Annotated in this window: 8 protein-coding genes; 4 read left to right on the forward strand and 4 right to left on the reverse strand. The window is 70.8% G+C overall.

All coding sequences use genetic code 11. The features are described 5' to 3' along the window. Positions 1 to 13 precede the first annotated feature (13 nt). The 3 genes from IM778_RS00300 (at position 14) to IM778_RS00310 (ending at position 3,276) form a co-directional block, all read left to right on the forward strand. Complete coding sequence (locus IM778_RS00300) at positions 14 to 1,747, forward strand: L-aspartate oxidase (protein ID WP_194410128.1); 1,734 nt, start codon at positions 14 to 16, stop codon at positions 1,745 to 1,747. Between the two features lie 203 nt (positions 1,748 to 1,950). Continuing rightward, complete coding sequence (locus IM778_RS00305; RefSeq protein ID WP_194410129.1) at positions 1,951 to 2,877, forward strand: ROK family protein; 927 nt, start codon at positions 1,951 to 1,953, stop codon at positions 2,875 to 2,877. A gap of 9 nt (positions 2,878 to 2,886) precedes the next feature. Next, the gene (locus IM778_RS00310; protein ID WP_194410130.1) at positions 2,887 to 3,276 is read left to right on the forward strand and encodes an MmcQ/YjbR family DNA-binding protein; all 390 of its coding nucleotides are present in this window, start codon (positions 2,887 to 2,889) and stop codon (positions 3,274 to 3,276) included. A gap of 122 nt (positions 3,277 to 3,398) precedes the next feature. On the opposite strand, the gene IM778_RS00315 is transcribed toward IM778_RS00310, so the two are convergent. From IM778_RS00315 to argG, 4 genes are all read right to left on the reverse strand, one after another. Further along, complete coding sequence (locus IM778_RS00315) at positions 3,399 to 6,038, reverse strand: penicillin acylase family protein (RefSeq protein WP_194410131.1); 2,640 nt, start codon at positions 6,036 to 6,038, stop codon at positions 3,399 to 3,401. Between the two features lie 171 nt (positions 6,039 to 6,209). After that, positions 6,210 to 6,626 carry a PIN domain-containing protein gene (locus IM778_RS00320; protein ID WP_194410132.1) on the reverse strand — a complete coding sequence of 139 codons (417 nt, stop codon included), beginning with the start codon at positions 6,624 to 6,626 and terminating at the stop codon, positions 6,210 to 6,212. After that, the gene (locus tag IM778_RS00325; protein ID WP_228484657.1) at positions 6,610 to 6,843 is read right to left on the reverse strand and encodes an AbrB/MazE/SpoVT family DNA-binding domain-containing protein; all 234 of its coding nucleotides are present in this window, start codon (positions 6,841 to 6,843) and stop codon (positions 6,610 to 6,612) included. Before IM778_RS00325 ends, IM778_RS00320 begins: the two co-directional genes overlap by 17 nt. Before the next feature lie 45 nt (positions 6,844 to 6,888). Beyond that, positions 6,889 to 8,331: an argininosuccinate synthase gene (gene argG, locus IM778_RS00330; protein ID WP_194410133.1), complete on the reverse strand. Its 1,443-nt coding sequence runs from the start codon at positions 8,329 to 8,331 to the stop codon at positions 6,889 to 6,891. A 191-nt stretch (positions 8,332 to 8,522) separates the two neighbouring features. Between argG and IM778_RS00335 the strand changes: the two genes are divergently transcribed. Further along, on the forward strand, positions 8,523 to 15,581 hold the full coding sequence (locus tag IM778_RS00335) for a DUF5979 domain-containing protein (protein WP_194410134.1): 7,059 nt from the start codon (positions 8,523 to 8,525) through the stop codon (positions 15,579 to 15,581). Positions 15,582 to 15,676 lie beyond the last annotated feature (95 nt).

The raw sequence follows: 15,676 nt of genomic DNA on the forward strand, positions 1-15,676 counted from the left end.
CTAGCGTCGACGTGTGAGCATCTCCGAGCGTCAGCTGTCCACCACGGTCCTCGTCATCGGCACCGGCGGATCCGGCCTCCGCGCCGCCATCGAGCTCGCTGAGGCCGGCGTCGACGTACTGGCCCTCGGCAAGCGACCCAGGTCCGACGCGCACACGTCGCTCGCCGCGGGCGGCATCAACGCCGCCCTCGCGACGATGGACGCCGAAGACAGCTGGCAGCAGCACGCTGCCGACACGCTCAAAGAGAGCTACCTGCTCGCCCACCCCGAGACCGTCGAGATCGTCACGAAGGGCGCGGCCCAGGGGATCGACGACCTCGAGCGCTACGGCATGCCGTTCGCCCGCGAGGAGGACGGCCGCATCTCGCAGCGGTTCTTCGGTGCGCACACCTACCGCCGCACCGCTTTCGCGGGGGACTACACCGGCCTCGAGATCCAGCGCACGCTGATCAATCGCGCCGCTCAGCTGCGGGTGCCGATCCTCGACACCGTCTACGTCACGCGCCTCCTCGTGAACGACGACGGCGCGGTGTTCGGCGCGTACGGGTTCGACCTCGAGGACGGCACGCGCTATCTCATTCACGCGGATGCCGTCATCCTCGCCGCCGGCGGACACAACCGCATCTGGCGCCGCACGTCGTCGCGGCGCGACGAGAACACCGGAGACTCGTTCCGTCTCGCCGTCGAGGCCGGCGGGCGGCTGCGCGACCCCGAACTCGTGCAGTTCCACCCGAGCGGAATCATCGAGCCCGAGAACGCCGCGGGCACGCTCATCTCGGAGGCGGCGCGCGGCGAGGGCGGCATCCTCCGCAACGGCCTCGGCGAGCGGTTCATGCACCGATACGATCCGGACCGGCTCGAGCTCTCCACGCGCGACCGCGTCGCGCTGGCCTGCTACACCGAGATCAAGGAGGGCCGCGGAACGCCGAACGGCGGGGTCTGGCTCGACGTCTCGCACCTGCCGCGCGAGGTCATCATGACCCGGCTGCCGCGGGTCTACCAGACGATGCTTGAGCTGCAGATGCTCGACATCACCCAGGAGCCGATCGAGATCGCCCCCACCGCGCACTACTCGATGGGCGGCGTGTGGGTGCGCTCGTCGGATCACTCGACCGATGTGCCGGGGCTCTACGCCATCGGCGAGGCGTCGTCCGGGCTCCACGGAGCGAATCGCCTGGGCGGCAACTCGCTCATCGAGCTGCTCGTGTTCGGCCGGATCGTCGGCCGGGCCGCCGCCGAGTACTCGGCGGCGCTGCCGGCGCAGACGCGTTCGGCGGCGGCCGTCGCGACCGCTCGCACCGAGATCGATGGCCTGCTCGCGGCATCCGGAACCGAGAACGTCCGTGCCCTTCAGCGCGCGATCCGCGACCTGATGACCGAGCACGCCGGTGTCGTGCGCGAGGAACGGGGGCTGCGCGCGGGCCTGGCGGAACTCGACGCGATCGAGGTGCGGATGGCCGACATCGGCGTGCATCCCGACATCGCGGGCTACCACGACCTGGCGCATGCGTTCGATCTCAAGTCGTCGGCGCTCGCGGCTCGCGCCACGCTGGAGGCCGCGCTGGAGCGCCGCGAGACCCGCGGATGCCACAACCGCAGCGACTATCCCGATCTCGATCCCCAGCTTCAGGTCAACCTCGTGTGGTCGCCCGCGACCGGCGTCGTGCGGGAGGCGATCCCGCCGATCCCCGATGAGATCGCCGCGCTCATGCGCGAAGTCTCCGTCGCCGGCAAGCTCGTCGAGTAGGCGCGGCGGACGCGATCGCCGGGGGCCGGCTGCCGGACGGCTTCGGCCTCGACGAGGGCACCGGTATCGTCTATGCCGACGGCGAACCCGTCGAGTTCGTGACCGAGATCGCCGGCAACGCCGTGCACCGCGTCGAACGCACTCCTGCGGGTGCGGCCGAGCGGCGCGTCGTGACGCGATCGCTGACCTGAGGGAATCCACCGATGCCGCACGCTGCGCTCGCCGTCGACATCGGCGGCACGAAGGTCGAGGCCGCGCTGATCGACGCCGCCGGGGTCGTGCTCGAGGGCACCCGGCACCGTCGTCCGACCGGACGCGAGGCGACCCGGGTGCAGCTCACCGCGGCGATCCGGGATGCCGCGGCTGCGGCCGTGGCGGCGGGCGCGGGTGTCGAGATCCTCGGCGCCGGCGCAGGCTCGGCGGGTCCGGTCGACACGACCGCGGGGACGACGTCTCCGCTCAATCTGCCGAACGGGGCCGGGCTGGACGTCGTGGGAATCCTCCACGACGTGGTGCCCGGGGTGCCGGCGCGACTGGCCCTCGACGGCGCGTGCCTCATGATGGCCGAGCACTGGCTCGGCGCCGCCCGCGGGGTGCGCAACGCGCTCGCGATGGTGGTGTCGACCGGCGTCGGCGGGGGACTGCTGCTGGACGGCCGCGTCGTGTCGGGCGGTACGGGCAACGCCGGTCACATCGGGCAGATCCGCCTCCGCGAGCCGGGCGACGACGTGCTCGACGGCACGCTCGAGGCTCTTGCGGCGGGTCCGCCGACCGTCGCCTGGGCGCGATCGCACGGGTGGGCCGGGAGCACCGGCGAAGACCTCGCGGCGTCCTACGCCGAGGGCGATCCGGTCGCGGTCGCCGCCGTGCACCGGTCGGCGTCGGCGGTCGGCGAAGGCATCGCGAGCACCGCGGCACTGCTCGACCTCGAGGTCGCCGTCATCGCCGGCGGCTTCGTCAATGTCGCACCGGACTACTTCGATCTCGTGCGCGAGAGCGTGCGTCGTCACGCTCCGCTGCCGCACGCCGCGACCGTGCGGGTGCTCCCGTCGCCGCTCGACGGTCAGGCGCCGCTCCTCGGCGCCGCGTACCTCGTGCACGGCGCCGCTGCTGTCGGAGGTGCGGCTTAGGCTCGGGCCGTGGCCACGCTTCACGACGTCCGCCGGACCGCCGCGGGTCTTCCCGGCAGCGAGGAGCGCGCGACCACCGGCGGAGCCGCCTGGTTCGTCCGCGGAAAGCCCTACGCCTGGGAGTGCCACCCCTGGCCGAGCATCCCCGAAGAGATACGCACGATCATCGCGTCGGAACTGGTCGTCGCCGTCAAGGTCGCCGACCGCGTCGACGCGCTCGCCCTCGTCGAGATGGCGCCCGAGGTGTTCTTGCGCACGACGACGACGTGGAGCGAGCCGAAGGTCGCGTTCCGCATGGCCGCCATCGACGGCGACCATCTCGCCGAGCTCGTCACCGAGGCGTGGCGCGTCCAGGCGCCGAAGTACCTCCGGCGCGAGTTCGACGAAGCCGCGCCGTAGGCCCGGTTCGTCTCGCTCGTTCCTCGCTCGCTCAACGACGGGGACCCTCGGTCGTGGAGCGCCCTTCGACGAGCTCAGGAGCCGCTCCGCGAGACGAAACGCCTCGGACCAGCGCGAAGGGGTCAGCCGCCCGGTGTCAGGACGAGCGTGTCGGTCGTCGACGCGTCGACCGCCTCGGACGTGTAGGCCCACGGCGTCAGCTCGACGCGCTGCCAGGTCTCGGTCTGGTCGGTGTAGTTCGTGTGGAAGGTGTGGCCGCTCGCACCGGTCAGATGGTTCCAGCCCGACTCGTCGAAGTCGCCGAGGTCGATCACCATTCGCATGGACGGCACCGTCTCGGTGGCGAAGTCGCCGCCGAGCGACCATCCGGTCGCGTTCACGAGCGACGAACCGCCGCCCACCGGGACCGGGCCGCGGTTGAACAGCCACTCGATCGGCTCGATGCCCGACGAGCCGAACGTGTCGCTGACCAGGGGCAGGGCGTGCAGTCCTCCCCAGTTCCAGCGGGCGGGGTTGTCACCCTGCAGCTCCGTGAGCCGCTCCCGCGCGTCGATCGCCGAGCGCTTGAGCATGTCGTTCATGCCCGAGACGCCCAAGTCCTGGTTGACCCACCACTCCGAGTCAGGAGTGTCGAGCAGCTGATCGACGACGAGGAACAGACGGCCCTGATCCGTCAGCGGAGCCGGGTTCTCGCGCCCGTCCACGAACACGTTGGCGGCAAGGGTGTCCCACAGCACGTTCGCATACGCGGCGGCCTCCGAGTCGGGCGCGTTCTGGCCGTCCCACTCGCGCAGCAGGTCGAGCGCGGTATCCGTCTTGTCGTGGCCGGTCGTGATGTCGAGGTAGGCCGCCGCCAGACGCATGCCGATGAACGAGGAGTTGTCGGCCTGGATCTTGCGCAGGTCGTCCGCCGTGATCGGGCCCTCCGCGATCTTGCGCTGGATGAGTTCCTCGATGCGGGCCGCGCGCCAGCCGTAGTCCCAGTCGCGCGTCAGGAAGTGCGCGTAGTCGGCGCCGACGATGGCGTTGTTGGCCGTGACGATGTAGCCGTCCTTCGGGTTGTAGGCCACCGGCAGCTCCTCGAACGGGATGAATCCCCGCCACGCGTACGCCGGGTCCCACCCGGGCTGGGGCATCGAGCCGTCGCCCGCGCCTCGCAAGGGCAGCCGGCCGGGCGTCTGGTAGCCGATGTTGCCGTCGACGTCGGCGTAGATGAGGTTCTGCGCCGGCACATCGAACAGTGCCGCCGCGCCGCGGAAGTCGTCGAAGTCGCGGGCCGTGTTGAGGGCGAAGATGGCGGATGCCGTCGTCCCCGGCTCGAGCGCCGTCCACCGCAGGCTCACCGCATAGTCGCCGGCCGGGGCATCCGTCGGCGTGGCGACCTCGTCGGTCTCTCCCGTGGCGGGCTCGTCGGCGATGGCGGTGAAGTCGGCGGTCAGTCCCGACACGATCGGGCCATTGGCGGTCGAGCGGATGACGAGCTCGACGTCGTCGCCGCCCGCGACCTTCAGGGTCTCGGTGCGCTCCTCGAGCGGCTCCAGTGCGCCGTCGTACCAGTACGAGTCGCCCTCGATCTTCTCGAGGTACAGGTCGGTGACATCCGTCGTGAGGTTCGTGAAGCCCCAGGCGACGCGGTCGTTGTGGCCGATGATGACGCCCGGCATTCCGGCGAACCCGAAGCCCGCGACATCGAACGGGCAGGCCTCGGTCCGTTCCGCGCACTTCAGCTGGATCTGGTGCCACACGCTCGGCAGCGACGCGCCGAGGTGTGGGTCGTTGGCCAGCAGCGGCATCCCCGACGCGGTGTGCGCGCCCGACACGACCCACGAGTTCGAGCCGACTCCCTCGCCGGCGCCGCCCACGAGTTCGCTGACCGCCGCGACGACGCCCTCGACCTCGCTCCACTCGATCGACGAGGTCGCGGCGTCCGCCTCGGTCTCGGGCGCCGTCTCGCTGTCGGCGGCGGTGTCGTCGAGATCGGGAACCGTGCCGACCGCCGGCACCGTCGAGAGCTTTGGCACGATGACCGGATTGCGGTCGAACGGGTAGGCCGGGTACAGCTCGTCCATCTGAGCCTGGGTGAAGTCCGCGGCGATGACGCCGCGCTCGGTCTCGTCCTCGATGTTGCTGCGGAGGTCCCAGGCCATCGCCTTCAGCCATGCGACGGAGTCGGCGGGCGTCCACGGCTCGATCTCGTAATCGGGGTTCTGCAGGCCCAGCACCGCGTACTCGAAGGACGCATCGGCCCCGTCGTTGTCGGCGAGGTACGCGTTCACGCCGTCGGCGTAGGCATCGTAGTAGGCGCGCTCGGTCTCGCTGAGCGCCTCGACCTCCTGCTCGGCGATCGCGCGCCAGCCGAGCGTGCGCAGGAACATGTCGGTCTCGAGCTGCGATTCGCCGAACAGCTCCGACAGCCGCCCGCTCGTGACGTGACGGCGGAAGTCCATCTCGAAGAACCGGTCCTGCGCGTGCACGAAGCCCTGCGCGAAGAACAGATCGTGCGCCGAATCGGCGGTGATCGTCGGGATGCCGAGCACATCGCGCTGCACCGTCACGTCGTCGTCGAGCCCCGGCACCGCCAGCTCGCCGCTCAGTTGCGGGAACGACCGCTGCACCGTGTAGGTGAGGAAGCCGACGGCCACCAGCGCCAGCACCACGACCGCCGCGACGATGCTGAACAGCGTGATGCCGATCTTGCGTCCGACGGAGCTGCCACGACGGGTGTCATCGATGGCGTAGGGCGAGGTCGGGGGCTTCGACATTGAAGGTCTTTCTTGGTCGACTGGGGAACGCGATTCCGCGCGCTGCGATACCGGATGCCACGCTTTCGGGTCGCAGGCACCGTTTCGGCATCGTATCCCGTGAGTCGTTCGACGCCCGAATCCGTCAGGGGATCAGTCGGGAGCGCCGCCTGATCGGGAGATCTCGCTCCGTCAGATCAGCTCGAATCTCACCGCGAGTGCGGCGTACGTCGGCGCTGCTCGCCGGTCGCACGACAGGAGGGCGGTGTCGACGGATGCCGCGGCCAGAGCGACGAGCCCGTCGTAGACGGCCCCGCCGGCGATTCCCGCTCCCGCGAGTGCGGCGACGGCGGCCGCGGCGGCGGCGGGCTCGAGGTGCACGGTCGCGGGGAAGTTCGTCTCGATGATCCGCTGCGCGCCGGCCGCGCTGACGCGCAGCCCGCCCGGCAGGCGCGTGAGGACGGAGTACGTCTCGAACGCGGCGTGCCCCGCGAGACCGAGCGTGGCTCCGTGCGTGCGCGCCAGGATCGCCTCGTGCGACTCGGCCGTGGGCGTGACGAGGGCGACCGCCGCGCTCGTGTCGAGCAGGAGGTCAGCGCTGGTCGGCAAGCCGCAGCTCCCGGATGTCGTCCGCGCTCAGCGCCGGTCCGTCTGCGTCGATCATCATCCGGCCGCCTCGCTCGACGAGGTTGTCGGGCGCGGGCACCTCGATGCGGATCCCGGTCCCCTCGATCACGATGTCGACCGGGCCGGGCACGAGTCCCAGGCGCGCGCGCACGACCGCAGGGATGACGACGCGTCCCGCCTTGTCTATGGTCGTACGCATGCCATCACGCTACCACTCGAATGGGTGGCGTCTGCCGGCGCCGGGTCAGTCGGTGCCGGAGTCGAAGGCGGAGGCCTCGTTCGCGGCATCCGTCGCCTCGGCGAGTTCTTCCTGCTCGGCGCTGAGCTGCTCGGTGCGCTCGGTGATCTCGCCGGCCTCGCCCTGCGACAGGTGGCCGACCAGCTCGCCGGTCGCGCCGCCGATGATGCCGGCCGCGGCGTAGTGCTCCAGCCGCAGGCGCGAGTCGGCGATGTCGAGGTTGCGCATGGTGAGCTGACCGATGCGGTCGGTGGGGCCGAACGCGGCGTCGCCGACACGCTCCATCGACAGCTTCTCGGGGTGGTACGACAGGCCCGGGCCGGTGGTGTCGAGGATCGTGTAGTCCTCGCCGCGGCGCAGGCGCAGTGTCACCGAGCCGGTGATCGTGGAGCCCACCCACTTCTGGATGGACTCGCGCAGCATGAGCGACTGCGGCTCGAGCCAGCGCCCCTCGTACATGAGCCGGCCGAGGCGCCGGCCCTGCTCGTGGTACGTCGCGAGGGTGTCTTCGTTCAGGATGCCGTTGACCAGGCGCTCGTACGCGATGAACAGCAGCGCCATGCCCGGCGCCTCATAGATGCCGCGCGACTTCGCCTCGATGATGCGGTTCTCGATCTGGTCGCTCATGCCCAGGCCGTGGCGGCCGCCGATGCGGTTCGCCTCGAACACGAGCGCGACCGGGTCGGAGAACTCCACGCCGTTGAGCGCCACGGGCCGGCCCGCCTCGAACGTCACCGTGACGTCCTCGGTCTCGATCTCGACCGCCGGGTCCCAGAAGCGCACGCCCATGATCGGCTCGACGGTCTCGAGCGACACGTCCAGGTGCTCGAGGGTCTTCGCCTCGTGCGTCGCACCCCAGATGTTGGCATCCGTCGAATAGGCCTTCTCGGCCGAGTCCCGGTAGGGGAAGCCGTGCTCGATGAGCCATTCGCTCATCTCCTTGCGGCCGCCGAGCTCGGTGACGAAGTCGGCGTCGAGCCACGGCTTGTAGATGCGCAGTGCGGGGTTCGCGAGCAGGCCGTAACGGTAGAACCGCTCGATGTCGTTGCCCTTGTACGTCGAGCCGTCGCCCCAGATGTCGACGCCGTCCTCCTTCATGGCGCGGACGAGGAGGGTGCCGGTGACCGCACGGCCGATGGGGGTCGTGTTGAAGTAGGTGCGACCGCCCGAGCGGATGTGGAACGCGCCGCACGCGAGGGCGCCGAAGCCCTCCTCGACCAGGGCGGGCTTGCAGTCGACGAGGCGCGAGATCTCGGCGCCGTACTGCAGCGCGCGGTCGGGGATCGACGCGATGTCGTCCTCGTCGGGCTGACCGAGGTCGCCGGTGTACGTGCAGGGGACGGCGCCCTTGTCGCGCATCCACGCGACCGCGACGGAGGTGTCCAGGCCCCCCGAGAAGGCGATGCCGACGCGCTCGCCGACGGGCAGGGACTGGAGGACCTTAGACATAGCACCCCAGTTTAGTGAGGGGCATCCGGATGCCGCGTCCTGAGCGGCTTCGGCCGACCCGCGCGCGCACGGGCCACCCTGGCGGCCCGACGGCGGCCGTGGCTAGGCTGTGCGCGAGGTGCGTCTTTCGGTCGTCGTTCAGGTTTCGCAGGTGGCGGTCGGCGCGGCCGCCCACGTCGATCGGGGGAAGAGTGTTCTCTAAGGCGAGCTTCAAGACGGCCGCGGTGATCGCCGCTCTCGCGATCGCCGTGACGACTCTGACCACCCCGGGCGCGGCCGCCGCGCCTGTGCTCCCCGATCCTGCGCCCGGCGACATCACCGCCGTCGCGACGCTCGACAAGACCGCGTCCGTCACCGAGATCGCCCCGGGCGAGACGTTCACCTACACGCTCACCGTCGGCTGCTCGGCGATCACCGACCTCGGCTGTCGCGGCGCGGTCCTGAGCGACGTCGTGCCGGCGCCTTTCGTGGTCGTCGACGCCGTCGTCGGCGCCGGCGCGAACACCGCCGCCGCGCCCGTCATCGACGGCAACAGCGTCACGGTGACGTGGACCAGTCCGCTCGGCGACGGCACCGTCGGTCTCCTCGATGCGACGACGGGGATCGTCGAGATCACCGCGCAGCTCCCCGCCGACGCGTCGTACGACGTCAGCGGCATCGGCGTGGTCAACGAGGCGGCGATCGAGGGCGTCAACTTCGCCGACGACACCGCCGAAGCCGAAGTGACCCCCGTCGTCCCGCTGGAGCTCGCGACGACGGCGTCGAAGTCGTTCGACCCGTCCGAGGCGGTCGCCACTGCGGGAACCCCGGTCGGTGCGGACCTGGGCGCGACCAACACCTCCAACGCGACCGTCGACTCGCTCGCGGTCCAGGATCCGGTCGATCCCGACGCGGCCCCGAACCCGTTCGATGCGCTCGCGTTCGACGGTTTCGGGGCGGTCTCGCCGCCGACGGGTGCCGATCCGGCCCTGACGACCTATGAGGTCTATGTCGACGGCGCCTGGGTCGAGGCGCCCGGCGGCGCCCTCCCCGCCGGTGTGACGCCCGACGAGGTGAAGGGAACGCGCGTCACCTTCCACGGCGCGATCCCCGCGGGTGCCACCGGGGCCGTCACGCTGAACCTGACGGTGACGGATGCCGCGGCATCCGCCCCCGACGGGACACAGGTCGCCAACGACGTGCTGTCGACCGTCGCCCTCGGCGACGAGACCGCGACGGGTGAGGCCGATGCGCTCTTCACGCTGCGGCAGAACGAGGTGTCGGTCGTCGCCGGAAAGTCGTTCGATCCGTTCCTCGTGATCGCCGGCGAGCCGAGCACCGTGACCATCGAGGGGCGCAACGCGTCGACGATCCCGATCGAGACGATGACGATCACCGAGCCGGCCACCGGGTCGTTCCCCGACGTCTACACGTTCGGCGGCTTCACCGGTCCGGTCGACTGGCCGGCCGGCGCGGCCTCGGGCGAGGTCGTCTACACGCTCGCGGACGGATCCACCGAGACCGTGGCGTTCGCCGACGGGACGGTGCCGGCTCTGCCGGAGGGGATCGACCCCGCCGAGGTGACGTCGTTCCAGCTGGTGTTCACGGGCGCCATCGTGCCCGGCGCCGAGACGTCCGCGCCGTTCGCCGTGCAGACCGATCCCGACCTGGACGGGTTGCCGCTCATGACGACCAACGTGGTCGGCGTCGACGGCGAGAACGCGGGAGTGACCGGCAGCGACACCGCGTCCGCCGACCTCTACGTCTACGACGAGGTGATCGAGCCGTACATCTCGAAGCAGATCCGTCCGGGCGAGATCCTCGCCGTTCCGGGTGAGGTCGTCACGGTGACGCTCGCCGGCGGACTCACCGAGCGGCCCAGCCCGCCCGAGACGCCCACCGGCACCACCGGCCGTGCGCAGCAGGTCGTGATCCAGGACCCCGAGGACCCGATCGAGGGCGACACGTGGTGGAACGCGTTCGATCTGACCGCCATCGCGCAGACGCCGGTTCCGGCGGACTCGACCCTGACGATCGAGTACTACGACACCACGACAGGCACGTGGGAGACGCTCGCCGGGCCCATCGCCGGGCCGCAGATCTACTCCCAGCAGGTGCCGGCCGACATCAGCGACGTCGCCGGCGGCGTGCGCTTCGTCTACGACTACACCGGCGACGACGGCGGCTTCGCGCCCGGCACCGACTTCTCGCCGAGCTTCACGTCGTCGCTGCGTCCCGACGGCCGGTACGTCCCCGGCCCGCCGTACAGCGACGACACCAGCACGTTCGTCGAGAACTGCGCGCAGACGGATGCCTCGAGCGCCAACCCGACGGTGTCTCCGGGGCAGGCGGTGCTCACCCCGCCCGACTGTCCGCAGGTGGAGCTGATCCCGGTGGATCCGGGCAGTGCCGACCTCATCGACAAGGCGTTCGGCACGTCGAGCTCCGGCGGTGTGAAGTCCGTCATCGCACGGTCGGGAGACACCATCCCGTCCACGCTGTCGTGGTCGACGGGCGGCTTCTCGAACCTCGAGCGCGTCGAGGTGACGGATGTCGCGGCCCCCGAGGACACCGCGATCACGGCCTCGATCTACAACGCCTTCGACCTCGTGCGGGTCGAGCCCATCACGACCGCGACCGATCCGCTCATCGCCTACGACTCGGTGCTGCCGATCGAGCTCTACAACGGCACGGAGTGGGTCGTCGCGACGAACAACCCGTGCGCCCCGACGTGCGACGGCCAGTTCCCCGGCATGGACCTGACGACGGCCGAGCGCGCCACGACCCTCGCCGTCCGGATCGCCTTCGTCGAGTACGAGGACGGCCGCATCGGAGACGACGTGCCGGTGACGGCCCCGCCCGTCGGTTCCGGCGTGGCCCGGTCGTTCGCCAACGACCGCCCGATCACCCTGATCTGGCAGGTGCGAGACACCCGGCGCAGCGACGGCACCCCGGTGCTCGGCGACGAGCTCTACAACCTCACGATCGACGGGACGGTGCGCAACATCGCCAACGCGACGGGGTTCCCCGCCGACGGGAGCGCGCCGCTGACGACCGACGACCAGGACGACGTCATCATCATCGACGTGCCGCTCACCACGACCACCGACAAGAACTGGAGCGGCGGACCCCTCGCGGCGCCCACCGACCCCGATGTCGCGACCGGCCAGTTCCCGCTGAGCCGCATCACCGTGACGACCCGCAACACGACGCCCGCCAAGGTGGACATGCTGCAGATCACCGACACCGCACCGGGTTCGGTGACCCATCGCCGCGAGGATCCCTTCCAGGCGTTCACCCTCAACAACTTCTCCCGCATCGTGGTCCCGTCCGGAGCCACCGCCACGGTCGTCACCCTGTCGTGTCCCGACGGCTCCGCGGTCGAGCTGTCCAGGGACGAGGCGCTCGCCCTCACGCCCGCCACGATGCCCTGCGACGTATCGGGTGTCGAGGTGACCTTCACCGGTCGCATCGCCGCGAACGCCGCCGGCGTCGTCGAGTTCGACCTGCGGCTGCGGCCCTACTGGCGCGGCACGACCGAGCGCGTCTCGCCCGCGGACTCGCCGATCGCCAACGTGGCGCAGGGCGTCGTCGCCGACGTCGACCCGTTCCTGTCGTGCCCGCCGCCTCTCGGCGCTCGCTGGGCGTGCGACACCGCCGCGGCGACGATCGCGATCGAGGAGCCCAGCTTCTCGGTCACGGCGGGCAAGACCATCTCGCCCGCACAGCAGAAGGAGGACGACTTCTCGCCGGTGACCGTGACGCTCACCGGACAGCCCGGCGGATCCGCGCGCGCTCAGACGATGATCATGACCGACGACGACCCGACGTTCTGGAACGCCATGGACTTCGTCGGGCCCGATCCCGCGTGGGAGCTGCCGGCGCCGGTCGCGAAGGTCCAGGTCTGCTACCTCGACGGAGGCACCTTCACCGACCTGACCGTGACGGCCGGGGTCGTCGGCGGGACGTGGACGTGCATGCCGCGCCTCGGAGACCTCTCCATCGACGCGGCGAAGGCGTTCCTCGCGGCGGCCCCCGACACCCTGCACGGCCTGAGCTTCCAGTTCTGGTCGGCGGCCGAGCTCGGCTGGCTGAACCCGATCAACCCCGTGGTGAACGTGCCGTTCCTCGTCGAGCGTCGCGTCGATCTGCGGACCGGTGAGCCGACGCCGACGACGCGCAGCGACCAGGTCCCGGCGCCCGGAGAAGAAGAGGCCGGCATCTTCTTCGACACGATGACGGTCGAGGGTGCCTCGGCCGAGATCGCCCCCGGCGTGAGGCTGACCGATGAGCAGACCGCCGAGGCGGAATACCGCAACCTGCACCTGCAGGCATCGGTCAACGTGCTGAAGTCGCCGACCGGCGATGTGCGCCCCGGCACCGAGATCCCCTTCACGCTGGCGTACACCAACACCGGTGAGCGTGCGCTCACCGAGGTCGTGTTCACCGACCAACTGCCGCTGGACGCGAACGGCCGGCCGCAGTTGATCTTCGACCCGGATCGCGATCCGAGCGTGCCGCCGTGGTCGTTCGCGCTGACAGGGCCGGCGCCGACCCCGCCGAACGGCGATCCTCTGCCCGTCGATCCGGACCTCGTCGACGTGCAGGACCTCGGCACGAGCATCGTGTTCACGATGCCGGCCGGCGCGGTGCTCGAACCCGGGCAGACCTACACGATCACCCTGCGGATGATGCTGCGACCCGGCCTCACGCCCAACGACACGGTCACGAACGAGGCGTCGATCGACATCGCCGAGCCGCTGGACGAGTGCGTCCCGAGCTATGACCCGGTGACCGGGCTCTGCTCCGACACCGCGACGGTGCGCCCGCTCGCCGTGCCGGCGCTGTCGACGGTGAAGTACGTGCGAGCCGACAACCCGCCCGGGCTCCCCGGCATCCCGGATGTGCGCAGCGACGACACGAACTTCGACTGCGCCGGAACCGCTGACGCCGAAGGGTTCTATCGCTTCCCGTGCGTGCCGCTGACTCTTCCCGGTGACACCGAGACGTGGCGGGTGCGCGTCACCAACGCCGGGACGCTGCCGATCTCGCAGCTCGTCTCGATCGACAACCTCCCGACCCCGGGCGATCAGGGCCTCATCGTCGTCCTTCCTCGCGGGAGCCAATGGCAGCCGACCTACGCGGGCGGGGCGGCTCTCGTCGTCGACCCGACGACGCCGGCGAACGCTCAGATCACGCTCTTCTATTCGACCTCGTCGACGCCGTGCACCGCCGACCTCAACCCGGTGGGCACCCCCTGTGCGCCGGGAGCATGGCTCCCGCTGGACGACAGCGTCGACCCCACGATCGTGCGCAGCGTGAAGGTGCAGGTGGACTTCCCCGGCGAGGAGAAGTTCGAGCCCGGCGACTCGCTCACGCTGCAGTTCCAGACGCGGACGACGCCCGGCGCTCTCGTCGCCGACGACCAGCCGACCGCCTACAACACCGTCGCGACCGGCGGGGCGGCGCTCAACGGTGCGACGACCGTGGCGGTGCCGGCCACAGAGGGCCGCAGGGTCGGAGTCGCCTACCCGACCGGGAGCATCGCCCTCGAGAAGGAGGTGACCGGCCCGGCCTCGGAGTTCGCACCGGAGTCGTTCCCGGTGCAGCTGACGTGCACGATCGACGGCGATCCGGTCCAGGGGCTCCCCGAGGTCGTGCTCGTCCCCGGCGAAGACCCCGTGGAGGTCTCGGGGCTGCCGCTCGGCGCCGAATGCACGGCGACCGAGGGCCAGTGGGGCCAGACCGAGACCATCATCGGGACGGCGACCGTGGGCCTCGAGACCGAGGAGATCGGTCTCGTCACGGTCGAGAACGTCTACGACGTCGCCGACCTCCGCGTCCGCAAGGCGGTCGAGACGGACGCCGTCGACAGCTCCGGCGACCCCGTCCCGTACGGTCCGTTCGCGTTCGAGGTGGAGTGCGAGTTCAACGGCCAGCCCGCGTACGCCGTGGGGTACGGGCCGGACGAGCCGATGGTCGCGGAGCTCACGCCCGAGCAGTCGTGGGCCCTCGGCGGCCTGCCCGTCGGGGCGTCCTGCACGGTCACCGAGACCGACGATCTCGACGCCGAAGCCACGACGATGCACGTGACGGTCGGAGGCGATGCCCAGGAGCCCGTCGACGGCACCTCCGTCGACGTGGTGATCGCGGAGGGGACGGCGGTGGAGGTCGTGGCCGTCAACGCGTTCGGCGCCGGGTCGTTCGATCTCGTCAAGGAGCGCGAGGGCGAGGCGGCGGACGACTTCGGCGCCGGTCCCTTCGAGTTCGCCGTCGTGTGCACGCTCGACACCGGAAGCGGTGATCGCATCGTGTGGGCGGGATTCCTCGAGCTCGATGACGGCAACGGCTACCGGACCGAGGTCGCGAACGTCGCCGCCGGGGCCACGTGCTCGGTGAGGGAGAGCGACGACGGAGGCGCGACGTCGGTCGAGATCACGCCGTCGACCTTCACCATCGGATCGGACCAGACCGTCGAGATCGTGGCCGTCAACACGTTCGACGCCGGGAGCCTCGTGGTGACGAAGGTCGTCGACGGAGAGGGTGCCGAGCTGTGGGGCGCGGGACCCTTCGAGGTGACACTCGACTGCGTCGACCATTCGGGCGCCTCGGTGGCGATCCCCGGCGGCGCGGCGCGGCTCCTCGACTCGTCGAACGACTACACGACGACCTACTCCCCGCTGCTCATCGGCCTCGAGTGCACGCTCACCGAGACCGACACCGGCGGCGCGCAGGCGACGACCATCACCGACGCCGAGGGCGCTCCCGTCGAGATGGTCGAGATCGTCGACGGCGAGACCGCGCTCACGGTCACCAACACGTTCGACGTCGGCTCGATCGAGATCGTCAAGACCGTGTCGGGGACGGATGCCGCGGCCCACCGTGACGACTCGTTCCAGGTGACCGCCTCCTGCGTGTGGGACGACGCGGCGATCGCGGTGCCCGGCGGCGCGGAGCGCACGCTCACCACCGCCGCGCCCGTCGTCTACGACGACCTGCCCGTCGGCGCGGAGTGCACGATCACCGAGACCGGCACCGGTGGCGCCGCTGCGGTCGCGTACACGCCGGCGGACCCGGCGGATGCGGGCCGGGCGCTGGTCGTGGTCGGGGCCGGGACCGCGGCATCCGTGACCGTCGACAACCGGTTCGACGCACCGTTGCCGGCCACCGGCACCGACGGCATGCTGGCGGCGGGGGCGATGGCGGCGGCGACTCTGCTGCTCGGCGGCGTGCTCGCGGTGGTCGGGGCGAGGCGCCGGCGACTGGGCTGAGCGGAGAATCCTGAAAGTTCGCTCGGAGAAACGAACGCGGGTGTGTCCCCCTTAAGGGGGACACGCTAGCCTGATCCCAGGCAGGGCGTCGGCAC

Source organism: Microbacterium cremeum (genome assembly GCF_015277855.1).
In the GTDB taxonomy this organism is placed as follows: Bacteria; Actinomycetota; Actinomycetes; order Actinomycetales; family Microbacteriaceae; genus Microbacterium; species Microbacterium cremeum.